At 54.9% G+C, this 22336-nt stretch carries 25 protein-coding genes; 13 read left to right on the top strand and 12 right to left on the bottom strand.

Annotated elements, in window-relative coordinates; translation table 11 throughout:
- The first annotated feature begins 89 nt into the window (after window positions 1-89).
- Genes LB462_RS09295 through LB462_RS09285 form a run of 3 tightly spaced genes read left to right on the top strand, consistent with a single transcriptional unit; the run spans window position 90 to window position 3577 of the window.
- Window positions 90-1181: an ABC transporter ATP-binding protein gene (locus tag LB462_RS09295; protein ID WP_224507224.1), complete on the top strand. Its 1092-nt coding sequence runs from the start codon at window positions 90-92 to the stop codon at window positions 1179-1181.
- Entirely contained in the window at window positions 1171-2673 is a 1503-nt protein-coding gene (locus tag LB462_RS09290) for a xylulokinase (protein WP_224507222.1), read from the top strand. Before LB462_RS09295 ends, LB462_RS09290 begins: the two co-directional genes overlap by 11 nt.
- 43 nt (window positions 2674-2716) lie before the next feature.
- Entirely contained in the window at window positions 2717-3577 is an 861-nt protein-coding gene (locus LB462_RS09285; RefSeq protein WP_224507220.1) for an alpha/beta fold hydrolase, read from the top strand.
- 34 nt (window positions 3578-3611) lie between these two features.
- Here the strand turns inward: LB462_RS09285 and LB462_RS09280 are convergent, their stop codons facing one another.
- The 4 genes from LB462_RS09280 to LB462_RS09265 all read right to left on the bottom strand — a co-directional run bounded on the left by LB462_RS09280 (window position 3612) and on the right by LB462_RS09265 (window position 8002).
- The gene (locus LB462_RS09280; protein WP_224507218.1) at window positions 3612-4136 is read right to left on the bottom strand and encodes an RNA pyrophosphohydrolase; all 525 of its coding nucleotides are present in this window, start codon (window positions 4134-4136) and stop codon (window positions 3612-3614) included.
- Between the two features lie 25 nt (window positions 4137-4161).
- Entirely contained in the window at window positions 4162-5301 is a 1140-nt protein-coding gene (locus LB462_RS09275; RefSeq protein WP_224507215.1) for a divergent polysaccharide deacetylase family protein, read from the bottom strand.
- Window positions 5302-5400: 99 nt separating this feature from the next.
- Window positions 5401-6726: a S41 family peptidase gene (locus LB462_RS09270; protein WP_112532191.1), complete on the bottom strand. Its 1326-nt coding sequence runs from the start codon at window positions 6724-6726 to the stop codon at window positions 5401-5403.
- A complete protein-coding gene (locus tag LB462_RS09265; RefSeq protein WP_444358514.1) occupies window positions 6716-8002 on the bottom strand; it encodes a murein hydrolase activator EnvC family protein in 1287 nt (428 codons plus the stop codon). Before LB462_RS09265 ends, LB462_RS09270 begins: the two co-directional genes overlap by 11 nt.
- 383 nt (window positions 8003-8385) lie before the next feature.
- On the opposite strand from LB462_RS09265, the gene LB462_RS09260 reads away from it, so the two are divergent.
- Window positions 8386-9105, top strand: a complete 720-nt coding sequence (locus tag LB462_RS09260) for a glycosyltransferase family 2 protein (protein WP_224507211.1) — start codon at window positions 8386-8388, stop codon at window positions 9103-9105.
- Here LB462_RS09260 and LB462_RS09255 read toward each other — a convergent pair.
- The 3 genes from LB462_RS09255 to LB462_RS09245 all read right to left on the bottom strand — a co-directional run bounded on the left by LB462_RS09255 (window position 9047) and on the right by LB462_RS09245 (window position 11700).
- Window positions 9047-10513, bottom strand: a complete 1467-nt coding sequence (locus LB462_RS09255) for an ArnT family glycosyltransferase (RefSeq protein ID WP_224507208.1) — start codon at window positions 10511-10513, stop codon at window positions 9047-9049. The two genes, LB462_RS09260 and LB462_RS09255, sit on opposite strands and share 59 nt — an antisense overlap.
- A gap of 151 nt (window positions 10514-10664) precedes the next feature.
- Window positions 10665-10829, bottom strand: coding sequence for a DUF1328 domain-containing protein (locus tag LB462_RS09250; RefSeq protein WP_027231091.1), 165 nt, complete (start codon window positions 10827-10829; stop codon window positions 10665-10667).
- A 76-nt stretch (window positions 10830-10905) separates the two neighbouring features.
- Window positions 10906-11700, bottom strand: a complete 795-nt coding sequence (locus tag LB462_RS09245) for a response regulator (protein ID WP_224507207.1) — start codon at window positions 11698-11700, stop codon at window positions 10906-10908.
- 185 nt (window positions 11701-11885) lie between these two features.
- Between LB462_RS09245 and LB462_RS09240 the strand changes: the two genes are divergently transcribed.
- Together LB462_RS09240 and LB462_RS09235 are read left to right on the top strand one after the other, a co-directional pair.
- Window positions 11886-12089 carry a NepR family anti-sigma factor gene (locus LB462_RS09240; RefSeq protein WP_112532194.1) on the top strand — a complete coding sequence of 68 codons (204 nt, stop codon included), beginning with the start codon at window positions 11886-11888 and terminating at the stop codon, window positions 12087-12089.
- An 11-nt stretch (window positions 12090-12100) separates the two neighbouring features.
- Complete coding sequence (locus LB462_RS09235; protein ID WP_112532195.1) at window positions 12101-12652, top strand: RNA polymerase sigma factor; 552 nt, start codon at window positions 12101-12103, stop codon at window positions 12650-12652.
- On the opposite strand, the gene LB462_RS09230 is transcribed toward LB462_RS09235, so the two are convergent.
- Complete coding sequence (locus LB462_RS09230; RefSeq protein ID WP_224507205.1) at window positions 12635-13042, bottom strand: response regulator; 408 nt, start codon at window positions 13040-13042, stop codon at window positions 12635-12637. The two genes, LB462_RS09235 and LB462_RS09230, sit on opposite strands and share 18 nt — an antisense overlap.
- 142 nt (window positions 13043-13184) lie before the next feature.
- Between LB462_RS09230 and LB462_RS09225 the strand changes: the two genes are divergently transcribed.
- Both LB462_RS09225 and LB462_RS09220 read left to right on the top strand, forming a co-directional pair.
- Entirely contained in the window at window positions 13185-13940 is a 756-nt protein-coding gene (locus tag LB462_RS09225) for a Crp/Fnr family transcriptional regulator (protein ID WP_112532197.1), read from the top strand.
- Window positions 13941-13989: 49 nt separating this feature from the next.
- Window positions 13990-15378 (top strand): sensor histidine kinase, encoded by a 1389-nt coding sequence (locus tag LB462_RS09220; protein ID WP_224507202.1) that lies wholly within the window; start codon window positions 13990-13992, stop codon window positions 15376-15378.
- 7 nt (window positions 15379-15385) lie between these two features.
- Here LB462_RS09220 and LB462_RS09215 read toward each other — a convergent pair whose 3' ends face one another.
- The gene (locus LB462_RS09215) at window positions 15386-15607 is read right to left on the bottom strand and encodes a hypothetical protein (RefSeq protein ID WP_112532199.1); all 222 of its coding nucleotides are present in this window, start codon (window positions 15605-15607) and stop codon (window positions 15386-15388) included.
- 280 nt (window positions 15608-15887) lie between these two features.
- Here LB462_RS09215 and LB462_RS09210 point away from each other — a divergent pair, with 280 nt between their 5' ends.
- Window positions 15888-17273, top strand: a complete 1386-nt coding sequence (locus LB462_RS09210; RefSeq protein ID WP_224507200.1) for an HWE histidine kinase domain-containing protein — start codon at window positions 15888-15890, stop codon at window positions 17271-17273.
- On the opposite strand, the gene LB462_RS09205 is transcribed toward LB462_RS09210, so the two are convergent.
- The 3 genes from LB462_RS09205 to LB462_RS09195 form a co-directional block, all read right to left on the bottom strand.
- Entirely contained in the window at window positions 17250-17729 is a 480-nt protein-coding gene (locus LB462_RS09205) for a YwiC-like family protein (RefSeq protein WP_224507198.1), read from the bottom strand. The two genes, LB462_RS09210 and LB462_RS09205, sit on opposite strands and share 24 nt — an antisense overlap.
- A 1-nt stretch (window position 17730) precedes the next feature.
- Window positions 17731-18069, bottom strand: coding sequence for an ElaB/YgaM/YqjD family protein (locus LB462_RS09200; RefSeq protein WP_224507196.1), 339 nt, complete (start codon window positions 18067-18069; stop codon window positions 17731-17733).
- Between the two features lie 260 nt (window positions 18070-18329).
- Entirely contained in the window at window positions 18330-18488 is a 159-nt protein-coding gene (locus LB462_RS09195; protein ID WP_224507193.1) for a DUF3309 family protein, read from the bottom strand.
- 182 nt (window positions 18489-18670) lie between these two features.
- Between LB462_RS09195 and LB462_RS09190 the strand changes: the two genes are divergently transcribed.
- The 4 genes from LB462_RS09190 (at window position 18671) to LB462_RS09175 (ending at window position 22332) form a co-directional block, all read left to right on the top strand.
- Complete coding sequence (locus LB462_RS09190) at window positions 18671-20638, top strand: AI-2E family transporter (protein ID WP_224507192.1); 1968 nt, start codon at window positions 18671-18673, stop codon at window positions 20636-20638.
- 256 nt (window positions 20639-20894) lie between these two features.
- Complete coding sequence (locus LB462_RS09185; RefSeq protein ID WP_209999085.1) at window positions 20895-21086, top strand: CsbD family protein; 192 nt, start codon at window positions 20895-20897, stop codon at window positions 21084-21086.
- 119 nt (window positions 21087-21205) lie between these two features.
- Complete coding sequence (locus tag LB462_RS09180; protein WP_224507190.1) at window positions 21206-22012, top strand: transglutaminase-like domain-containing protein; 807 nt, start codon at window positions 21206-21208, stop codon at window positions 22010-22012.
- A 77-nt stretch (window positions 22013-22089) separates the two neighbouring features.
- Window positions 22090-22332 carry a DUF768 domain-containing protein gene (locus tag LB462_RS09175; protein WP_112532207.1) on the top strand — a complete coding sequence of 81 codons (243 nt, stop codon included), beginning with the start codon at window positions 22090-22092 and terminating at the stop codon, window positions 22330-22332.
- Window positions 22333-22336: the final 4 nt, after the last annotated feature.

Genomic DNA, 22336 nt, shown 5'->3' with positions numbered 1-22336 from the left:
GCAAGTGTGGGCGGGATAGTTCGAGACGGGAAATGAAGCGTCCGTCGCCGCTGTAGCAGCGCGACGGAGTTCGTATGAAAAGGCACAGCATGTCCCTAGTGCGTTTGCAACAGGTCACCAAATCGTTCGGCAAGGTCGAGGTTATTCCACCACTCGATCTGGTGATCGCTGACAAGGAATTCGTTGTGCTTGTCGGGCCTTCCGGTTGCGGGAAGACGACAACCCTGCGCATGATCGCCGGCCTGGAACAGGCGACGTCCGGAGAAATCCGCATTGGTGACCGCGATGTCACCAATCTCCGCCCTGGTTTGCGCAACTGTTCGATGGTGTTCCAGAACTATGCGCTTTACCCCCACATGACGGTCGCCGAGAATATTGGCTATGGCATGAAAGTACGGGGCACATCAAAGGCCGACATTGAAACCTCGGTCGCAAACGCCGCGCGCATTCTCAACCTCGGCGCCTATCTTCAACGCAAGCCCAGCGCGCTTTCGGGCGGACAACGCCAGCGCGTCGCCATTGGCCGTGCCATTGTGCGCCAGCCGGAAGTCTTTTTATTCGACGAGCCGCTTTCCAATCTCGATGCCAAGCTGCGTATTGAAATGCGAACCGAGATCAAGCTTCTGCACCGCCGCCTGAAAACCACCATCGTCTATGTGACGCACGATCAGGTCGAGGCGATGACGATGGCCGATCGGGTTGTTGTGATGAACCAGGGACGTATCGAGCAGGCGGCGGACCCCATCACACTTTATGAGTCGCCGAAGAATTTGTTTGTCGCTGCCTTCATCGGTGCGCCGAGCATGAATTTCATCGAAGGCCGGCTCGAGCGGGATGGTAGCGGGCTCAGCTTTCAGGCGGGAAATGATGTGACGGTGCCAATACCGGCAAATCGAACACAAGCGCTGACGAGCGCGGCCGGCGAAGAGGTCGTGCTTGGCATCAGGCCGGAGCACACGATGATTGCGACGGGTTCGTTTCCAACGGTGCCGCTGAAGGTGGCTGATATCGAGCCGCTCGGACCACACACGCTTGCCATTGGCAAGACAGGAACTGCGCCATTCACGGCACAGGTTGCTGCAGGCTCGCCGATCCGTCCCGATGACATCGTCAACATTCCGATCGATGTGGAAAGGATGCATCTGTTCTTGAAGAGTACAGGCGAAGCACTTGGCAGGTAAGCTCACGCTTGCGATCGATGTAGGCACGGGAAGCGTGCGGAGCGCACTCGTGGATTCCAAGGGCAAGATCCTTGTGATTGTCGCGCGGGAACACGAGCAGATCGTGACGCAATTCGGCTGGTCGGAACAGCGGCCCGACGATTGGTGGCAGGGCGTTGTGGCGACGATCCGCGAAGTGCTCGACAAGGTCCCATACGCGCGGTCCAATATCGATGCGATTGCCGCTTGCGGCCAGATGCACGGTACCGTGCTCGTGACCGACGCCGGCAAACTGGTCCGTGATACCGCACCGCTGTGGAACGACAAACGCACAGCAAGTTACGTTGCAGCTTTCGAAAGACTGCATCGACCTGAAACCTACCTCGCTGACTCTGCCAATCCAGCGACGCCCGCCTGGCCCGGTTTCAAGCTGCAGTGGTTGCGCGACAATGACCCTGATGCCTACCAACGGACAGCGGCAGTCCTTATGCCAAAGGACTATATCAATCTGCGGCTGACCGGAGAGATCGCCATGGATCGCACCGATGGAGGTGCAAGCTTTCTCATGGATCCGATGACTGGAGAATGGTCGGAAAAGATGATCGGGCTTCTGGGCCTCGACAGGGCCAAGCTGGCGCCATTGCGTAATCCGGTAGAAATTCTTGGTCACGTTACGGCGAAAGCAGCGATCGAAACCGGGTTGCGCGAGGGGACGCCGGTCCTTGTCGGGGCGGGGGACTATCCGGCTGCGCTTCTTGGATCGGGCGTATGCCGTCCGGGCGTCGGATCGGAAGTCATGGGCACTTCCGCGATCATAACTGCCGTTTCAGATCAGCCGCTGCTTGACGCAGCCGTCTGCAATGTTGGAACGGTCGAGGGCAATTGGGGCGCCTTCATGCTGCTGGAATCGGGCGGGGACGCCATGCGATGGGCTCGCCGGGCTTTCCATGAAAAGCAGCTGTCATATTCCGATATCGTTGGGAGGGCTGAAGAAGCCCCGCCGGGATCGGAAAGACTGTTCTTCATGCCCTATCTTGCAGGCGAACGGCTTGGCGAACATCGCAATGCGCGTGCGCAATATTTCGGGATAGGCGCTTCCCATGGCCTTGCGCACATGCACCGCGCAATTCTTGAAGGTGTTGCCTTCGCGGTGAAGCGTCACATCAATGTTCTCGATGCCATTTCTGGAGTGCCCCTTGAACGGATAATCGCTTCGGGCGGCGGCGCGAAGACGAAGCTCTGGATGAGGATCAAGGCCAGCGTCTACAACATACCGATTCTGGTGCCCGCTGAAGCTGAATGCGGCATTGTCGGCTGCGCTATCATGGCCGCCACAGCGACCGGGCGCTTTACTAACGTGGAAGCGGGCGTGGACGCCCATGTTTCCTACGTTGATGAAATAATGCCAGACCCGCGTTGGTCGGATATATATGCGCCGATGCAGATGTTCTTCGAGAAACTTTATAAACACAGTCAAGCGCTCTACGACGATTTGGACCGCTTGCCCCAATGACATTTAGCGGTGAATGCTGAGAGGGTGTTTTCAAGGTGATGGCATGCAGACGAAACTAGTCAAGGCAGACGGCGTAGAGCTGGCAAGCGAAGCATTCGGCAATCCGAATGACTCGGCGATCCTGCTGATCATGGGCGCCATGGCCTCGATGCTGTGGTGGCCGAAAGAGTTTTGCCAGCGCCTCGCAGGCAAAGGCCGCTACGTAATCCGCTATGACAATCGTGATACGGGGCTTTCGACAAACTATCCGGTTGGCAAACCCGAATACAGTTTCGACGACATGGCCGATGATGCAATTCGTGTGCTCGATGGCTACGGCATTTCGTCGGCGCATATCGTTGGGATGTCCATGGGAGGCATGATCGCACAACTTGTGGCATTGAAATATCCGGAGCGATCGCGAACACTGACACTGATAAGCACATCACCTGTCGGCTTTGATACCGCTCATCTACCCGGAATGACTGCCGCCTACACAGAGCATTCCGCCAGCTACGCCGATCTCGATTGGTCAGATCGCACGCAGGTTGCCGAGTTCATGCTTGCTGACGTCCGCGCGATTTCCAGTACGAGACATCCATTTGACGAGCAACATGCGCGAGACTTCATCGTAATGGACTATGATCGGGCGCGCCGTTTTGAAAGCGCAACCAACCATTTCGTGCTTTCCAGCGGAGATCAACAGAAGGGCAAGCTCACCCGCCTTAGACTGCCGCTTCTCGTTATCCACGGCACGTCTGATCCCATCTTTCCCGTCGAACACGGCCGCGAATTCATCAAGATCGTACCAGAGTCGAAGCTGGTCGAGATTGAAGGAGGCGGTCATGAACTGCATCCGGACGACTGGGACACAATGCTCGAGGCATTGATCGGACATACAACGAGTAAAGAAAATACGCGTTAACCGGTAAATCCGGCAGGTCGGTTTGAGATTAAATTTAGTCTACTAAATGCCTGAACGCTGCGACCACTTCTTCATAGACCTTGCGCTTGAAGGGAACGATGAGGTCGGGCAATTGTGCCATGGGTTTCCACGCCCATTCGTCGAATTCGGCCGTGTGACCGCCGGGAGGCGGATTGATCGCAATTTCGGTTTCGTTGCCCTCGAAGCGATAGGCGAACCACTTTTGCGTCTGGCCGCGATATTTGCCTTTCAGCGCAACGCCAACAAGATGAGGAGGCAAATCGTAGTTGATCCAATTGGGTGCTTCGGCGAGGAGAGATACGGATTTCATACCCGTCTCCTCGTAGAGTTCGCGCAAGGCCGCCGGTTCCGGGTTCTCTCCTTGATCGATGCCGCCCTGCGGCATTTGCCACAGCTGCGTTGCACCATCCATTTCGTCATTGGCAATGACGATGCGGTGCCCGGCCCAGACCAGACCTTGCCGATTTAATACCATGATACCAACGCAGGGCCGGTAGGGCAGAGATTCAGGATCGACAGGTTGCTTGTTCTTGCTCATGCAAAATACTCCGGGCCACCGGTTGCTAACCTTTTTCAGGATCGCGGACAAGGGCGGAGACAGGAACGATCTCTATACCGCGCGCCTTCGCCTCATTGGCCCATGATGTGACGGCCTCCACTGTCACGTCGAAGGCGGAGCCAGTGGCGATCGCCGTACCCTTGGCACGAGCAATGCGCTCCAGCTCATCAAGCTTCTTCAGAATCGCGCCGCGATCCTGCGAAGCGTCGATCAACAGATCGGCTGCGGCGAAAGGCGCGCCCTGTTGCGCGGCAATGCTATCGGCCTTGCTGCGCGCCGATGTGCCATCATCCAGGTAGAGAAGACCACGCTTGGCGATATCCTGAACAACAGTGGTCATTGCCTCGGGTTCAGCGGTGAAGCGTGCACCCATATAGTTCATGACGCCTGTGTAGTTGGTGATACGGCCCATCGTCCGATGCAGGTTTTCCAAAGTCGCCGCTGGCGATGCATCCACGGTCAACGTGTTGCGCCCTGGGTTGACTCGCGGATAGTCATAGGGTTCGAGCGGGATCTGCATCAGCACCTCATGGCCATCCTGACGCGCTGCCTGCATCCAGCGGAGAAGGCTGTTGCCTTCCGGCGAGAAGGCCAGTGTCACTTCGGGAGGCAACGTCTGGATTGCCTGTTGCGAGCCGGTTTGCGAAAGGCCTAACCCCCCGATGATAATAGCGACGCGAGCACCGCGCGCGCCTGACCATGGCCGGGCATAGATATCGAGCGGGCGACGGCCATCGGGCGCAATTATGGGCAATGGCCCCTGCGGGCTTTGCTCCAGCATATCGGGTTCGGGGATATGGGCAGTGCGGGGGTCCTGGGCGCGCCGCGTAGGATCGCCAACAACGATGACCTTGGGGCCGCCTTCAGGCGCTGTGACGATGTTGCCCGGCTGGCTTTTATTGTCATGCGCTGGGGCGGGGGGCGGGATAACGGTCGGTGCGGCTTCCGCAACCTGCGGCTTTGGCGGTTCAGGTACGGGCCGTCGGAAGCCTTGATGGCTGGTGTAGGTGACGAACGAGGCAAGGCCAAGGACACAGACAATCGCAGCCGATGGCAATAGCCAGCGGATTAGCGATGTCTTGTCAGTTTTTGAATCTGGCCGTTTGCTGTTTTGTCCCAGCGGCCGGTTGAGATCGGAGTTCACGCGTTTTGGCCGCAGTGGATATCAGGGAGGGAAACACGGTTGGGAAAATGAACCATGGGGACCAGACTATAGGAGAGAAGTCCGGTCCCCATTTTCATATCAGTTAGGCACGCCCTTCTTGGGATCGGCCGGGAAGGCCGCATTTGCCTGTTCGCCGCGCAAGAGCTTCAGCGCCTGGATGAGCTGGAGGTCGTCTTTCGGATCTGGCGGCACATAGGCGATCGAGCCGGAACCCTCTGCATCTTCTTGCACGCCTTTGATGTGACCCTTCAAACTGGATTCACTCATCGGCTCCGCCTTGCCCTGAAGGTCGGCGGGAAGCGGCTGATCGACAGCGATGTCCGGAACAATACCCTTGCCCTGGATGGATTTTCCAGCAGGTGTGTAGTAAAGCGCCGTCGTCAGACGCAATGCGCCGCTTTCGCCGAGCGGTATGATTGTCTGTACCGAACCTTTGCCGAATGAGCGTGTTCCGAGGATCGTTCCGCGGCGATGGTCCTGCAACGCACCGGCGACGATTTCCGAAGCACTGGCCGAGCCGCCGTTGATCAGGACGATCAGCGGCTTGCCGTTGGTCAGATCGCCGGGCCTTGCGTCGAACCGGGTGATATCCTGCGGATCGCGGCCACGTGTCGAGACAACCTCGCCCTTGTCGAGGAAAGCATCGGAGACGGCGACGGCCTGATCCAGCAGACCACCGGGGTTCAAGCGCAGATCGAGGACGAAGCCCTTGAGCTTGTCATCCGGAACCTTGCTCTGGATATCCTTGATCGCCTTCTGCAGGTCCTCGAAGGTCTGTTCGGTGAAAGAAATGACGCGGACATAACCAACGTCGTTATCGACCCGGGAGCGGACAGCTTTGACCTTGACCACGTCGCGGACAATGGTGAGTTTAATCGGCTTGTCGGCACCCTGACGAATAAGCGTCAGTTCGATAGGCGTGTTCACCTCGCCGCGCATCTTGTCGACGGCGTCTGTCAGCGTCATGCCACGCACCTCAGTGCCATCGATTTGCGAAATATAGTCGCCCGCCAAAACGCCAGCCTTCGATGCCGGCGTGTCCTCGATCGGAGCGATAACCTTCACAAGTTCGTTTTCCATGGTGACTTCGATACCGAGGCCGCCGAATTCACCCTTGGTCTGAACGCGCATGTCCTGCGCCTGTTCGGCATTCATGTAGGATGAGTGTGGATCGAGCGAGGTCAGCATGCCGTTGATGGCGCTCTCGACCAGCTTTTTGTCGTCGGGTGGCGTGACGTATTGGGCGCGTACGCGCTCGAATATATCACCAAAAATTGATAGCTGTTTATAGGTATCGGTGCCCGCAGCTTCTGCAGCGGTTGTGGGCAGAGCTCCCTGCACAACGACCATTGCCGTCGCACCCAACAGGGCTCCGGCCATGAGAAGCGTTAGCCTACGTATCATTTGCGGTCCTTCCAGCAAGCCTTTCCGCCCACCAGGGAGCGGGATTAACAGGTTTTGTATCCTTCCGGAACTCAATGTAAAGCATTGGAGCTCCATTTCCCATCGGAACAGGTGCGGTACTCGCAATAAGTTGCTTGTTCATCACACCGACCGGTTCTCCAGCCAGTACAAACTGGTTCTGGGAGACGTTGATTTTATTCATTCCCGCCAAGACAACATGATATCCATTGCCCGCGTCAAGTATCAAGAGTTGACCATAAGACCTGAACGCGCCCGCATAAAGGACTACGGCGTCGACCGGTGAAGTAATCGTGGCGCCTGGCGCGGTCGCGAGCGTATCGCCCTGAACCGTGCCGCCTACGCCGTCATCGTCGCCGAAATGCTTCACCAGCTTGCCTGCTGCTGGCATGGAAAGATGGCCTTTCAGCGACGCAAAATTAATTTGTGCCGAAAGACGGCTCTGGTTGGAGGCGAAATCATCGGCACGTTGCTGGCTTGCGGCCATCTTCTGTTGCTCCTGCGCGCTCGCAGCATCCGCGGCCTTCTTGACCTCCTGCATGTCCTTTTCCATGGAGGCGATCAGATCGCGTAGCGACGTGGCTCGCTTGGCGAGGTCCTCGGCACGCTGTTGCTCAGCGAGGCGCGTTTCTTCAGAGGTGGTCTGCATTTTTTGCTTCTCAGCAAGAAGCAGGTCGAGCCGTGTCTTCTCCTCCGCCTGCCCTGAAAGTGCGGCGGTCAGACGGCTCCGTTCCTCGGCAATCGAGGTCTTGACGCGGGTTAGGTCCTTGAGATCTGCAATCAGGGTTTCGGTTTGCTGACGCATTTCGGGAACAACAGCGCCGAGAAGAACCGCGCTTCGCACGGATGCGAGGGCATCATCCGGACGAACGAGAATTGCCGGCGGCGGGTTGAGGCCCATGCGCTGCAAGGCCGCAAGCACTTCGGCGAGCGCGCCACGCCGAGATTTCAGCGACGCCTTTATACTGTCTTCTCGCTCACGCAGACCGGCGAGCTTGTCGCTAAAGCCGGTGATATCCTCACTCAACTTTTTCTCGGTCTTGGCCGACTGGATGAGTGCGGCGGTTATCGTGGTTTGATCCTTTTTCAGCGACGCGATTTCATTGTCCAGCGCCGTGACACGTTCCGAGGACATCGATATCTGCCCGGTCAGGTCTTCAAGTTCCTTGGCAGTTTGTGCGCGTTTTGCATCCAGAGGTTCGGGAGCCGATTGCAAGCCATTTTCTTGCGCTTGAACGAACGATGGAATGACTGACATGCCGGCCAAGGCTATCATCAGGAAAACGACATGTGAGAATGTGCGTTTGCCTTTCAGTGTTGCCTTTAGTGCCTCAAATTTCATTGCCGGACCGGACTAGAGCGATGGTTTGATCCCGACTTTAGGGAGACTTCGATTAATGAAGTATTAACCATAAACCAGCCACGTCGAAAGTCTGATGATTTAGCATTGATTGACGTGGCGGAATTGCGGCGCTCCGATCACCGCATTGAACTTTGGTCGATGCTTCTTGACGCGGATACCGTCCAGGGGGATGGAATTCGCTCCAACATGTCTATATTTAGGTGATGGCTGCATCTGCAAAATCACTCAGTGATCTTGGGCATCCGGATGTGGCATCCCCTTCACCAATGGTTCTCAATATGACCGATTTGACGATCGTAATCCCATGTTACAACGAGTCCGGCAACATCGGAAACCTGGTGAGGGAAATCAATACAGCGCTCTTATCCGGCCCATCCTATGAGATCATTGTGGTCGATGACGGGTCCGCTGATGGATCGGCGGAGGAAGCCGCAGCTGCCGGCGACCACACCCGTGTGCTGCGCCACAAAAAACGCACTGGCAAATCACGCGCCTTGATCAGCGGCTTTCGGGCGGCCCAAGGCCGGTGGATTGCGACGCTGGATGGCGATGGCCAGAATGACCCGATGGATATTGCGCGATTGTGGCCTCGCCTTGAGCGCGCATCTCCGGCGCTTTTCGCGGGTGTAAGGAAACGGCGTAACGATGGTATCGTCAAACTGTTAACTTCAAGATCCGCCAATTTCGTGCGCAAACGGCTGCTGAAGGATGATTGCCGGGATGCGGGCTGCGGTTTCAAGATTCTTCCGGCTGTAGTAGCGCAAAGTCTGCCCTATTTCGACAACATGCATCGGTTTATTCCGGCTTTGTCGCGACGGGCCGGGCTGTCAGTAATCGAGGTCGACGTCGAGGACCGGCCAAGACTGGCCGGCGTATCGAAATATGGTTTTTTTGACCGCGCCGCGGTGGCGTTTCTTGATACAGTCGGCGTTTTCTGGCTCATCCGCCGCTATTCTGATCCGGTATCGGTAACCGAGATGAATAGCGCTGGAAGCTAAAGGTTCGCAATTCACCATTGAAGTTTCGCACTCGCGCGGTCACCCGTGTTACCGGTCCGATTGGCTGTGCGTCGGTGGGTAAACGCGCTAGTGCTTCTTCGCCAGGGTCGTCATTACCCTGCCAGACCAGAACAATATCCGAGGCTTCGCCCCGTTCAGGCGGCCAATGCAGGAGCGCGGCCACATTGCCCGCATCATCCTGACGGTTGGACGCGATCCTCGCAGGCGTGGGATTCTGTGCGCGGATCGCGTCGGCTATGCCGTCGAAGGGAAAATTGAATCGAGGGGTGCCGAACAGGGCAATCATTGCGACTGCCAGCGGGGCAAGGATGTACGTTACGCCTGATATGACCAGTACATTGCGTGCGCCGAGTACCTGCGGCAAAGAAAGCGCCAAAAGGATCGCAGTTGGTGCCAGAATCGGGGCCATGTAGCGCTCTGCGACGGAATGGTAATCGGCAATGAAAACCAATACGGCGAAGGCGCCAAGGCCGATCAGTATTGTGCGAAGCAGGAGCTTGCGGACATCCTCCTCGCCATCCGGCGGGGGGCGTGGATGATCTCGAGTCCGACCAATCCAGAAGATTATGAGCGCAGGCCCAGCCCACAGGAAGGTTGAAATCAGGAGACTGGCAAGCCCGTCGATCCCTACCCGCGGAAGATCGAATGATTCCAGGTAGCCGATGGCCTGCGCAAGCTTATGCATTCTGCCGGCTGTCGCCGCCAAGGGTGCGTTGAGGGAGGCGACAATGACGGGTGTAAAAGCGGCAATGAAAATAGCAATCGAGATCCAGATCCGCCGCTGGAACAATTGACGGCGAATGGTTGGCGTTATCACCGCAGCGATGAGGAAGCTGACCAGAAAAATGAAGAAGTTGTATTTGGCCAAGGCCCCGATTGCCGACCAGATGCCAAACCAGATGTATGCACGCGGACCCTTCCCCTCACGCAACAGCGCAAAGGCATGAACGATGCCGATCGATGCGGAAATAACGAGAATAGTATGTGCTGTAGTCTGGATGGACATCCAGACTATCTGCGGCAGAAACGCCGACGCAGTTAACGCTAGTACGCCTGCGCGGTCACCACCCAGTCGGCGCGCAGTATCGAAACTAAGCCAGTGATAGAGCCCAAGCAGGGAAAGGCGCACCAGAGCGACAGCAAGAACCCAGTTCCAACCAGTCAGTTCAAGCGCGAGTCGCACCAGCCAATTGTACATTGGCGGATGCGAGTTGCCATAGTTCCAAGCGAACGCAACTTCGCCAACGAATTGCGCCTCATCGATTTCCATAAACCGCGAAAGAAAGAGGCGCAGTACTAAGATGGCAAGGATGTACAGAACGATTGCACGCGGGGCGAGGCGTGCAAGTTTTGACCAATTGATTGGTGGGCCATCAAGTGAGGCCATGCTGAATTTTCGCCAGAACACCTTTGGCTCCCACGCTTCATTCAGCGTGACCTACTACAAAAATTGATTGTGCCGCAATCCCGGACAGGACTTCTTAAAGATACACAAAAACCGCCGGTACGAGACCGGCGGTTTTTGTGATTTGCTGCGGTTAAGCGCGACGTATGATGCTGGCGATCAATGAGATTAGTAGCAGCGCCAGGAACACGTAGAAAATGATCTGGGCGATGCCTGCCGAGGCGCCGGCAATACCACCAAAACCTAACGCGCCTGCCACAAGTGCTATGATCAGAAAAATTACAGCATAATAAAGCATTTATCATCTCCCTGTCTTGTCGGATTCAAAACGGGCAAGACGCTGTTTTGTTCCCGAGGCAGGAGGGCAACGCGCTCTACGCCTTGGCTTTGCTGCTCTCTTTAAAGAACAGGGCCTGGGTGATTAATGCCTTGACCATATCGGGATTGAACGGTTTGGTAACGAGGAAGGTCGGTTCCGGCCGTTCTCCTGTCAGCAATCTTTCGGGAAAGGCGGTGATGAAAATAACAGGAACCGCATCCTGGCTGAGAATGTTGTTCACCGCGTCGATACCGGAGCTTCCATCCGCAAGCTGGATATCTGCAAGAATCATGCTCGGATGGGTGGCGGAGTAAATCTTGAGCGCCTCGTCGCGCGTCCGTGCAATGCCAACCACGCGGTGCCCGAGGGTCTGGACCATGTGCTCGATATCCATGGCGATCAAAGGTTCGTCCTCAATAATCAGAATGTCGGTTGCGATCTGTTTCGAAATGCCGACGGATGCCTCGTCCAACAGCCCGTAAAGTTCGCCATCCGTGACTTCGAGAATTTCCATCGTCTCGGCCTGGCTGAAACCTTCAAGGCTGATCAGCAGGAAGGCCTGACGGGCTTTCGGCGCGATTGCAGTGAGGTTGGCCGCTGCATGTCTCTCCCAGCCGAACTCGGATTTCAATTCGAGAGGGCGGACATTGACGGAGTTGAAATGTTTGATCAGCAGCTTGTAGAGGCTAGCACGATCGGAGCCTGTTTGAGGGAAAAGGGAAACGTCGGTGATGAGAATTTCAAGCGTCGCCGCAACATAGGCATCGCCAGAAGATTGCGAGCCGGTGATAGCGCGAGCGAAACGGCGAAGATACGGCAGATGAGGGGCTATCCGGGTGGACAATGACATTATAGTGATTTCCCTGTTTCGGGTGGGGTACTGAGGCGTGGTGAGTTCCTTCCTGAAACACTTTCGCAAAAAAAAAGTTCCCTGTAACGGAACTTTCTTCTTTGTCAGGAATTGTCATCATTAATGTGCCTTGGGTACAGGCTCTATTCATACTACAGCGACGAACCACCAGCAAAGATCAGACAATGAACGCCAAAAAGAATTCTATTGACGCTCCTGAAAAGGTGCGAGTTCGCCGCCGCGACATTAAGAACGCTGAAACAGAAATTGGTCTGAAGTTACGCGCGCTTTACGCATCGGTGCAGGAGGAAGAAATACCGGCTCGTTTTCTCGATCTTCTTGAAAAGCTTGATGAGGCTGAACGCAATCATACGCAATCATCCAAATAACGGGCTGTTGAATGGTACATGAATCTGCCGACTTCAAGAGAGATTTGATTGCTGCCTTGCCGAAGCTGCGAGCATTTGCAGTGTCACTGATCGGCAATCCGGACAGGGCAGATGACCTTGTGCAGGATACGATTATGAAGGCGTGGGCCAAACAGGATTCGTTCGAGCCCGGCACCAATATCAAGGCTTGGCTGTTTACGATCTTGCGCAACGAATTCTACAGCCAGATGCGCAAGCGCGGGCGCGAGGTTCAGGATTCCGATGGGATATTCACCGAGCAGTTGTCCGTTCATCCGGCACAATATGGCTCGCTGGATTTGCAGGATTTTCGCAAAGCGCTCGAAAAACTGCCCGACGATCAGCGTGAAGCGATCATACTTGTCGGCGCGTCGGGCTTTTCTTATGAAGAGGCTGCCGAAATCTGCGAGTGCGCTGTCGGAACGATCAAAAGCCGTGTGAGCCGTGCCAGAACACGTCTGCAGGAATTGCTCGAGATTCAGGGCGAGGTGGACTACGGTCCTGATTCGATCGCAACGCAGGTCACATCAAACAAGTTCGCCTGAGGAGCCGGTTTCATTGAATCGCTTTTTCGACGGCGATAAGGCGGCTACAGCTTTGATAATTTGACTTTTGCCGTAGGGTTTACCGACAACGGTAACTCCTACAAAGCCATCTATGCCACCTGCTTCCACATCATACGCAGTGGTGAAAACGAGCGGCACGCCTCGCGATTGCAATAGGGTAGCCGCCTGCAACGAAGAAACGCCGTGCGCTTCGACCTCGATGATTGCAATGTCGCATTCGGCCTCGCTTTCGATCCAGGCAAGTAGTTCACTAACATTCGAAACCAGATCGACGGATTGCGCCTGGCACTCTTCCGCGATGCGCTCCAGCTCTAGTCCAATCAGATATTCATCTTCGAGGACCAGAAGTCGCATGCCTTTCAATTCCATTTAAGATGCTCCTGTGGGGACTTCTTATGCACAGGAGCGAATCGCAATGTCATTTAACTAAGACATGCGGATTGCGAAGAAATGTTAAGCAATTCACAGGCGGCATGATAACTTGTAACCCGACATCAACTGAACGGCCACAATGAAAACCACGAAAACTTCGGCTGCCCGGCAGTACCCCTGTGACAAATGTCCATTGCAGGAGTTTCCGCATTTTCAACGGCATACCAAAGAAGAAATATCGTTCCTCACGGACTTCAAAACGGGCGAGCTGGTTGCCGACGCCGGTACGACTGTCCTTGTGGAAGGTGCCAATAGTGCGCACCTCTTTACCGTGCTTTCGGGCTGGGGCTTCCGCTACAAGACATTGGAAGACGGTCGCCGGCAGATCCTGAACTATGTTCTTCCTGGCGATCTGATTGGTCTGCAGGGATCTGTGATGCGTGAGATGCAGCATTCGATCGAGGCTTTGTCGCCGATGATACTTTGTGTATTTCAGCGCGATAAACTTGCGAACCTCTTCCGAAACTATCCCGAACTTGCCTATGACATAACCTGGATTGCTTCCCGCGAGGAACAAATGCTCGACGAAATCCTGCTGAGCGTAGGACGGCGCACGGCCTTGGAGAGGGCAGCCTATCTTTTTGCCTTCGTGTTCCAGCGTGCCAAATCAGTAGGGATGGTCAGGAGTAACAAGCTGATGGTGCCGCTGACGCAGCAACATGTGGCTGATACGCTAGGCCTTTCGATTGTTCACACTAACAAGACGTTGAAGAAGCTCGCGGCTCGTAACGCCCTTCGTTGGCTTGATCGCGGGTGCGAGATCCTTGAGGAGGACGTGCTCCTGGACATATCGGGATGGCAGGGTTTGCCGGGCACGCTTCGACCATATATCTAGGGTATTCCCATGGAGGGCACATCATTTGTTGTGGTGGCGCAGAGTTGTCATGAGCTTTTCACAGAGGCCGCTAAGGGGCTTGGCGATCGTCCTTTCGCTCGGCATGATTATTGGTTCAGCCGGCTCCACGATTATCCTAGCGCGCAGCGTCAACAATCAGATCGACGATATCCTCGCCACCTATAAGGTGCGCGAACAGGCGTATGGTTCGCTGTCATTGATGACCGAGGCTCACAACAGTCAGCGCGGGTTCATCTTGACGAACAGTACCCCGTTACTCGATCATTATCGGAACGTAACAGCCCGGCTCGACGAGAGCCTCAATACGCTTACGGAAATGACCAAGGGAAATCCGCGGCAGCAAGCTACGGCGACTCGAATCCGCGATCTGGCGAAAGCAAAACAGAGAAACGTGGATGCGGCGATTGCCCAGGCGGTTGCGGGGATGAGTATGGAAGCGCGTGAGTCCCTCGGACCAAATTTCGGCGTTGGTCAACTCGATGAAATCAACAAGACGGTCGACGGCTTTCTCGCAGAAGAAGATCGAAGGCTGATTGAACGAAACATTGCTGTGGATCAAATGAGAAGCTGGCTAACAATAGCTGCGCTCTCTTCCCTCGGGGGTGCTCTCATTCTGGCAGTCATTCTTGCGAACCGAACCAGACGTTATGTACGCAAGCTGACAGAGGGACAAACATTGCTTCTTTCAGAAAAAACAATTCTGGAAAGTATGGTCCAAAACAGGACGGCGGAACTTGAAAAAGCCATGCTCTTGGCAAAACGGGAGCGGGCTCGCGTGGAAACACTGCTGCAGGATTCCGACCATCGCATAGGAAATTCGCTTGCGACGGTCTCGTCGCTACTCGGTATTCAGATGCGGGACGTATCGTCGGAGGAAATACGCGCCGCACTCGGGGCAGCCCGCGACAGAATTCAAACCATTTCGTCGGCCCACAGACGTCTGCGGCTTGGAAAGGATCATGAGACTGTTCGTGCGGATGAATATTTGCCGGACGTCATCGCTGATATCAAGCAGTCGACCGCCCATGAACGAGATATCAGGATTGTCGCAGAGCTTGCCCCAATAAACCTGAGCTCCCGCGATGCGACGACGCTGGGAATAATCATCGGCGAGTTGACGATGAACGCCATAAAACACGCTTTTCCGGGCAGCAAGGCCGGAGAGATAAGAATCGATCTCGTGCGGGGTGAAGATGACGTTCTGCGGCTGGAGATTGCCGATACCGGCATCGGCATGCAGAAGACATCGAAAAAACGCTCCTCTGGACTTGGGTCGCTTATCGTCAATCAGCTTTGCCAGCAATTCGACGGATCGGTTGTCTACTCTGTCCATCCGGGCGGGGGCACCTCAGTAAAGGTGGCGCTACCCGGCCTCATGGAGATACAGTCAGAGGAGGCCACCCAAAAGGATGAGTGATCGGTCGTCAGAGCGTTGCCGCACCTGTTTCCGGCTTTTCAGCATTCAGATGACCAAGGGCAAGTTCAATGTCCCGCAAATTTCGTGTTACACCATCATCAGGATCCATACCACTTTCCGTGGCCGCTCGCTGTAGTCCCCGAGCCTCGCTCAGCAGTTCTTCCAGTTTGGCAATCTTCTGGACCCTGCTCAGACCCTCGTCAGATAGAATGTCATTCGCTTCAAGCATTTTCGGCCTCCTTCGATCTAACGAAAACGAAGGTGCTGGATAAATGTTCCAAATAAGGAACAAAGCACAAAGGGTTGCGTTCTTGATGGAGCTGTATCGATGGTACGAGTAGGGTGGCGATGCGAGCCATCATGTGGATATGAGATCGGAAAACATTTCAGAAAGCACGTTAGAATTTCTTTCGGGGTCGTCGCGTCGTGATGTTCTTTCGAGTTTGAAGACGCTTGAAATTCGCGAGCATGACAACGAGTTCCATTGTTTGGCGGAACTCGCATTGTCGATGTCCAACAGCAGCGGCGCACAGATCACGCTTGTGGATGAGAAACGAAGCCGTATCTTGTCCAATGCAGGCCGTCTTGGGATAGCCAATATCTGGGCTATTGAAGCCAGTTCACTGGCGGCACCTGAGAGGGGTTGCCTGATCATTCTGAACGCCGCCGAGGATGTTCGCTATTCCGAAATCGATGCTGTGACCCATAGGCCGAATCTCCGGTTCTTGGCCGTTGCACCAATCTGCGTCGCCAACGAGTGTATTGGAGCTCTCAGCGTCCTGTCCGACGAGCCCCGAACGGAATTCGCTTTAACCCAGCAGAAGCAACTCATGCATCTGGCAAGACTTGCCGGTTCGTTTATCTCGCTCAAACGTGAATCCCGCACGGAAACCGATGCCATGGCGAAGTTGCATCAGGATGAAGATCGCAATTCCATGGCACTTGAGGTCGGCAATGTCGGCAGCTGGGTATGGGATCTGCGCACGGGCAAGTTCAGTGGCAACAGGATGGCCTATTCCATGCTTGGTCTCAGTCCCGATCAACCTGTCAGCGGCGAAGACGTCTTCCGGGCAATGCACCCTGACGATTTTCCAATCATGAAATCGGCCTTCACACGCGCGCTGGTCAGTAATCAGGATTATGTCGGAGAATTCCGCGCTGCGTCATCGGGTCAATGGCTTCTAGGACGCGGCCGCATTTTCGAACGCGATGCCCAGGGAAGACCCGTGGTCGCGGTTGGTGTCAATATTGATATTACGGACACAAAAAAAGCCGCCGAGAAAACGCGGCTCCTGCTGCGCGAGCTCAATCACCGCGTCAAAAACACCTTGGCAATGTTGCAATCGCTGGCACGGCAGACGCTCAATCGAACATCCGATCCAGCCGAGTTCATGGAGGCGTTTTCAGGACGTCTTCGGGCCATTTCGGAAGCACATACATTGCTTTCCGATCGAGAATGGAGCGGCATCAGTCTGATCGATCTGATTGCAAAGCAAGTGGAGCCTTATGCGGGTTTTGATCCTCGACAGATCGAGCTCGCAGGGGAGGACATGGTTTTACCGCCGGACCACGCACTCGGGCTTGGCATTGCGCTGCACGAGCTTGCCACCAATGCAGCTAGACATGGCGCCCTGTCCGTCGCCGACGGTCGCGTGCGGGTGTCATGGCAAATAGAACCCGGCCTCGATGAATCCCGCGTTACCATCCACTGGGTAGAATCCAACGGTCCGAAGGTGCTGCCGCCGGAAGCGCGAGGGCTTGGTGAAAGATTGATCGAGCGCAGTTTGGATAAGGTTCTATCGAGCAGCGTCAGATTGAGTTATCCGGAAACCGGCATGGAGGCTTTGATTTCCATGCCCATCCGCGATCACTCAAATATCCTGGCCCGTAGATGAGGTGGTGTCTTCAGGACGCCGTCTTTTCTTCTTCTTTGGTTTTGTCAGAAGCGAAAGGCCAGCGAAAGCCACGAGAGGAACTGCAAGCATCATGAGCGCGCGTGATCGCAGAACAACCGGTGCTGCAGCAAGAGCTGCAACTGTAAGAAGAGCAGATGTGTCAACCTTGGCGCGTTCGCGCTGGCGATTTCGCGCGGCGCGTTCGACGAGCTTCATGATTATATAAGTAATGATAGCCAAGCCGAACGCGCCACCGGCGAGGATCAACGACGCATGCATTTGGCCGTAGCGCTCGGCAAGGGCGATATAGGCAGCCACAACCAGAAAAATCACGCCGATAATTGCCAGCACAGCGATAATGCCAGCGAAGACCGCGTTGCGCTTCAATCTGTTTATCACGAGGCCAACTTCACCCGCGGCGACGCTGGTAAAAAGTGGAGCTAACAGTTTGAGCATGTCAGCGGCGGGCGATCAGGGCAAGAAGAAAACCGACACCGGCGGCGACGGCAATCGTGGTCAGAGGGTGTTCACGAACAGTCTCAGTGAGTTGGTCTTCAAGCTCACGAGCCTGCAAGCGAAGATCGTCCAACGTTTCCTCACCGCGGACTTTTGCGGTTTCATAGGAACTTGCTGCGCTGCGCGTGGCGTCCTTGGCAGAACTCTTTCCTATCTTGGCAAGGGTTGCTGCAATATTCGCGATGTCCTCCTTCAGGGCCGCAACCTGGGCTTGTAAATCGGGATTGCTATCGGTCGCGTCGTCAACCGCTTTGCGAATTTTTGAAGAAACCGTAGCCATAGAAAAACTCCTTGAGAAAACAGCCGGATATCGGTCAGGAACGTTGGTCTTCAGTATTTGTTCCATGCATTGGAGGCCGCTGCAAGTAGTCTACTAGCGGGCATCCTTTCCAAAGCTTATGAAAGATAGCCCATCAACCACAAAATGAGAATGATCGGAAGCGGCAGACCAATGAGCCAAAGCAAAACACCTCGTAACATTTTAGAACTCCTTTTCAGCTATGTCAGATGATCGTTCGTAATAAAGGTCTAAGAAGCGCGTTAAATTCTGCCCATCAGAAGCAAAATCAACAGAACGACCAAGACTATTCCCACGAGTCCAGAGGGGCCGTAGCCCCAATTCCTGGCGTGAGGCCAAGTTGGAAAGACCCCGATAAGTGCCAAGATGAGAATGATGATGAGAATTGTCGTGAGTGGCATTCTTTCCTCCCTCTCCTGGGAAACTTTACAGCTCCGAAACACCCGAATCAGAATTTGGTTCCCACGTGACGGGCTCGGACCACGACCAAGAAGTGGAATGCAACCAAATTGAGCCGACTTCGTTTCTGTCGCGGGGTTTCAATGGAGATGGGTTTTTATGGATGTCATGCCGGTAGGTTTTCATGCCTTCTGAAGGGGCCGGGGGGAAGTCGCGCGCTGTCGAACGGGTAACCCAACGATCGATCTATACGCCAGTTTCGGCGAATGCGGCGAACCAGTTCCCACCAATAATTGTCGCGATAGCCATTGTAGCAGCGCTTTATTTCGCCCGTGAAATTTTCGTGCCATTGGCGCTGGCTCTGCTTTTGACCTTCGCGCTGTCACCATTGGTCACCCGCTTGCACCGCTCGGGTGTGCCGAAAGGCGTTGCCGTACTAAGTGTTGTGACAACGGCCTTTCTTGTGATCTTCATTTTCGTCAGCATTGTCGCGAGCCAGCTTACTGTGCTCGCGCAAAATCTGCCAAGCTATCAATATAATATCGAGACGAAGATCCGCGCGATCAAGGATGCGCAGTCGGGGAACAGCATTTTTGATCGCGGCGCGCGCATGTTCAAACGCTTCAGCGACGAAATTGGTCGATCGGACGAAGTGGAGCGCTTTGAAAGCGACAACCAGGCAGCGGCCAAACCAGACCCGGCGCGACAACCTCCCCAAAATGTTGCACCGCCTGCCCCTTTACCACCCTTGCGCGGCATAGATCCTAACAAACCCGTACCTGTGGAAATCCGCAATCCACCGCTAGATCCCTTAAGTCTGCTGCAGACCTTTGCCGGTCCGTTGATCCAGCCCCTGGCGACAATCGGCATTGTGATTGTGGTAGTCATATTCATGCTGATGCGGCGTGAAGATTTGCGCGACCGTTTCATAAAGCTGGTGGGAGCCAGCGATATTCACCGAACGACGACAGCTCTACATGATGCCGGCAAGCGCGTCGGCCAATATTTGCTGATGCAGTTGATCATCAATATCAGCTTCGGCGTCCCAATCGGGATCGGGCTATGGTTCATTGGCATTCCCAACCCGATGCTGTGGGGCATGCTGGCGATAGTTCTCCGTTTTGTGCCCTACATTGGACCAATCATTGCAGCCGCATTTCCGATTATTCTGTCGCTGGCAGTCGATCCGGGTTGGATGGTGCTCTTCTGGACTGCCGCCTTGTTCATCGTGCTGGAGCTCATCAGCAGCAATATCATGGAGCCGCTTCTCTACGGTTCCAAGACGGGGTTGTCCCCCGTTGCGATTCTGATGGCCGCCATTGTCTGGACCTGGATTTGGGGGCCGATCGGATTGATCCTTTCAACACCGCTCACCGTGTGCCTGGTCGTTCTCGGAAGACACGTGCCAAAGTTCGAATTTTTGGATGTTCTTCTTGGAAATGAGCCGGTGCTCCTTCCACCGCAGCAGCTATATCAACGGCTGTTATCCGGCGATCCGGACGAAGCAACAGAAAAGGCAGAGGAGTATCTGCAATCGGCAACGATCACAGATTATTACGCTTCGGTGGCTATTCCCGCGCTGCTGCTCGCCGAACACGACAGAGGCCGGGGCGTGCTTGACGAGCCTAGGCGCAATCGTGTGGCGCAAAGCATGATCCTTCTCGTCGAGAACCTGTCGGAATATCACGACGTTGAGGACGAAGAAGAAAAAGGAGCCGAACCCGAAGGGGGCTCCAAGAAAGTTGTGGCTAATAAAGAGAAGGTAAAACCAGAAACGCCGAGAACAATCGTGTCTGCAGGCGGACGCGGCGACCTCGACGATGCCGCAGCTGTTGTTCTTGGTGATATTCTCGAGCGCAAGGATTTTGACGTTCGCGACATTTCTCACGAGGAGCTTGAGGCGATCAACATCGGCAAGCTTGATCTTGCTAGCGTCAACGCAATCTACATAAGCTACCTGAACACGTCCTCGGTCGCTCACGCACGCTATCTCGTCCGCCGCATAAGACGGCGGAACGCACGCGTAAAGATTGTCATCGGATTCTGGGCGGAAGATGGGAGCGAAGTTGATGGCGAAAAGATCGTTGGATCAACACGCAACTGTTTTTTTGTATCGTCGTTAGAAGCGGTGGTTAAAGAGGTTTGCGAGTGAGCCGCCCCCCGGAGATTTTTCACCAATCTTGATTTTCGCGGAACCAAGAGCGAGCTGGCTACGTTTCCACCCAGCTGATCGAGCTTCGATCGGTAACTGGAGACCCGGTGCCTGTTCCCCCGTGGGCGCCGGGTCGTTTGTCGTCCATCCGTGCAAATATCCTGAATTTTCAAATACTTGTACCTGCATGAACCGACGGAACAAACTTCAACTACGACCGTTTGATTTGTGTAGTTGAAGCTTCAAGGAGTTCCTTATGGGTAGTACCAGCGACAAACTTTCCGGCGCAGCCAACAAGGCGGCTGGTAATGTGAGGCAGGCCGCCGGCAAGGCGACCGGATCGAAAGAAATGCAGGCGAAGGGCAAAATGCAGGAAATAAAGGGCGAAGCACAGCAGGCCAAGGGGAGAGCCAAGGATGCTGTGAAAAAGGTTGTCGATAAGGCCTGATCGTCTTTAACGCTGCGAATTCAGCCGGTCCCTTGTCGGGCCGGTTGCTTTTTGTGCGAGAGTCTGTCGTGCTGTCTTTTTTATCGAAATCAGATTTTTTTGTTTTAAAGGAACAGCTGATGAGGATTAATGTGGGGTGTGAACTGACGTTCGAGTTTACGCAGGAAACGCCTCTGATTGCCATTTTGAACGTGCATCATTCACGTTTTGCCGATCTGGAGGGCATCGAGACGTTCCAGACTACATTTGGCGCCAGTGTCGATGGCTATCACGACCAGTTCGGCAACTGGTGTAATCGCATTCTCGCAGCGCCGGGCACATTTTTTTGCTCCACAAATGCCGTCGTCAACGACAGCGGCATGCCAGATCCTGTGGTTCTCGATGCTGTTCAGCACCGGGTGCAGGATCTTCCGGATGAAACGCTGGTCTATCTTATGGGCAGCCGCTATTGCGAGACCGATTTGTTGAGCGAGGAAGCATGGCGCCTGTTCGGCCACGTACCGGAAGGCTGGCAACGCGTTCAGGCTGTGTGCGATTTCGTGCACAACCACATTGTGTTTGGCTACGAGCATTCGAACCCCACTCGCACGGCGTCCACGGGATATTTCGAAGGCCGTGGTGTGTGCCGTGATTTCACGCATCTTGCAGTTGCCTTTTCCCGCTGTCTGAACATTCCGACGCGCTATTGCACTGGTTATATCACCGATATCGGCATACCATTGCCCCATGCGGAAATGGACTTTTGTGCATGGATGGAGGTTTACCTCGGGGGTCAGTGGCACGCTTTTGATCCCCGTAACAATCAGCCCCGAATAGGCCGGATCAAGGTGGCGCATGGACGCGACGCTGCGGACGTACCCCTGACGAATATATTCGGGCCCAATGTCCTGACGAAATTCAAGGTTTGGGCCGGCGAAGCTGTTTAGTCGCGTGTTTTTCGCAACCTTCTGGGTCTTAGGCAGTTTTGTCTGAGAGACGTTGGCAAATGCCAAGGAGGAAATGTATGAGCCAAAGAGCGATCGATTTCGTTAATAATTGGATCGACACGAATGTCGATGCAAACAAACCGGCGGATATGGCACATCATGATCGTCGGCCAAAACAACTTGCTGCAAAATGTGCTGCAGATGCGGAAGCTGCGGGTATTTCCGAATCGGAGATCAAGGATGGTCTCGGTGATCTGGAAATTTGCATGATCACTGCGATAGACCGGGCAGCATTGGCCAAGGAGAGCAAGCAGGCTTGAACGG

The sequence above is a fragment of the Phyllobacterium chamaecytisi genome, assembly GCF_020164455.1.
GTDB classification, from domain to species: Bacteria; Pseudomonadota; Alphaproteobacteria; order Rhizobiales; family Rhizobiaceae; genus Phyllobacterium; species Phyllobacterium chamaecytisi.
This window is presented reverse-complemented; position numbering and strand designations above follow the sequence as displayed.

Excerpts from the sequence above, each read along its gene's own strand:
- LB462_RS09295 (WP_224507224.1), top strand. The coding sequence starts at position 90 with ATGTCCCTAGTGCGTTTGCAACAGGTCACCAAATCGTTCGGCAAGGTC.
- LB462_RS09285 (WP_224507220.1), top strand. The coding sequence starts at position 2,717 with ATGCAGACGAAACTAGTCAAGGCAGACGGCGTAGAGCTGGCAAGCGAA.
- LB462_RS09280 (WP_224507218.1), bottom strand. The coding sequence starts at position 4,136 with ATGAGCAAGAACAAGCAACCTGTCGATCCTGAATCTCTGCCCTACCGG.
- LB462_RS09270 (WP_112532191.1), bottom strand. The coding sequence starts at position 6,726 with ATGATACGTAGGCTAACGCTTCTCATGGCCGGAGCCCTGTTGGGTGCG.
- LB462_RS09265 (WP_444358514.1), bottom strand. The coding sequence starts at position 8,002 with ATGTCAGTCATTCCATCGTTCGTTCAAGCGCAAGAAAATGGCTTGCAA.
- LB462_RS09260 (WP_224507211.1), top strand. The coding sequence starts at position 8,386 with ATGACCGATTTGACGATCGTAATCCCATGTTACAACGAGTCCGGCAAC.
- LB462_RS09255 (WP_224507208.1), bottom strand. The coding sequence starts at position 10,513 with ATGGCCTCACTTGATGGCCCACCAATCAATTGGTCAAAACTTGCACGC.
- LB462_RS09250 (WP_027231091.1), bottom strand. The coding sequence starts at position 10,829 with ATGCTTTATTATGCTGTAATTTTTCTGATCATAGCACTTGTGGCAGGC.
- LB462_RS09245 (WP_224507207.1), bottom strand. The coding sequence starts at position 11,700 with ATGTCATTGTCCACCCGGATAGCCCCTCATCTGCCGTATCTTCGCCGT.
- LB462_RS09240 (WP_112532194.1), top strand. The coding sequence starts at position 11,886 with ATGAACGCCAAAAAGAATTCTATTGACGCTCCTGAAAAGGTGCGAGTT.
- LB462_RS09235 (WP_112532195.1), top strand. The coding sequence starts at position 12,101 with ATGGTACATGAATCTGCCGACTTCAAGAGAGATTTGATTGCTGCCTTG.
- LB462_RS09230 (WP_224507205.1), bottom strand. The coding sequence starts at position 13,042 with ATGGAATTGAAAGGCATGCGACTTCTGGTCCTCGAAGATGAATATCTG.
- LB462_RS09225 (WP_112532197.1), top strand. The coding sequence starts at position 13,185 with ATGAAAACCACGAAAACTTCGGCTGCCCGGCAGTACCCCTGTGACAAA.
- LB462_RS09220 (WP_224507202.1), top strand. The coding sequence starts at position 13,990 with ATGAGCTTTTCACAGAGGCCGCTAAGGGGCTTGGCGATCGTCCTTTCG.
- LB462_RS09215 (WP_112532199.1), bottom strand. The coding sequence starts at position 15,607 with ATGCTTGAAGCGAATGACATTCTATCTGACGAGGGTCTGAGCAGGGTC.
- LB462_RS09210 (WP_224507200.1), top strand. The coding sequence starts at position 15,888 with ATGTCCAACAGCAGCGGCGCACAGATCACGCTTGTGGATGAGAAACGA.
- LB462_RS09205 (WP_224507198.1), bottom strand. The coding sequence starts at position 17,729 with ATGCTCAAACTGTTAGCTCCACTTTTTACCAGCGTCGCCGCGGGTGAA.
- LB462_RS09200 (WP_224507196.1), bottom strand. The coding sequence starts at position 18,069 with ATGGCTACGGTTTCTTCAAAAATTCGCAAAGCGGTTGACGACGCGACC.
- LB462_RS09195 (WP_224507193.1), bottom strand. The coding sequence starts at position 18,488 with ATGCCACTCACGACAATTCTCATCATCATTCTCATCTTGGCACTTATC.
- LB462_RS09190 (WP_224507192.1), top strand. The coding sequence starts at position 18,671 with ATGCCTTCTGAAGGGGCCGGGGGGAAGTCGCGCGCTGTCGAACGGGTA.
- LB462_RS09185 (WP_209999085.1), top strand. The coding sequence starts at position 20,895 with ATGGGTAGTACCAGCGACAAACTTTCCGGCGCAGCCAACAAGGCGGCT.
- LB462_RS09180 (WP_224507190.1), top strand. The coding sequence starts at position 21,206 with ATGAGGATTAATGTGGGGTGTGAACTGACGTTCGAGTTTACGCAGGAA.
- LB462_RS09175 (WP_112532207.1), top strand. The coding sequence starts at position 22,090 with ATGAGCCAAAGAGCGATCGATTTCGTTAATAATTGGATCGACACGAAT.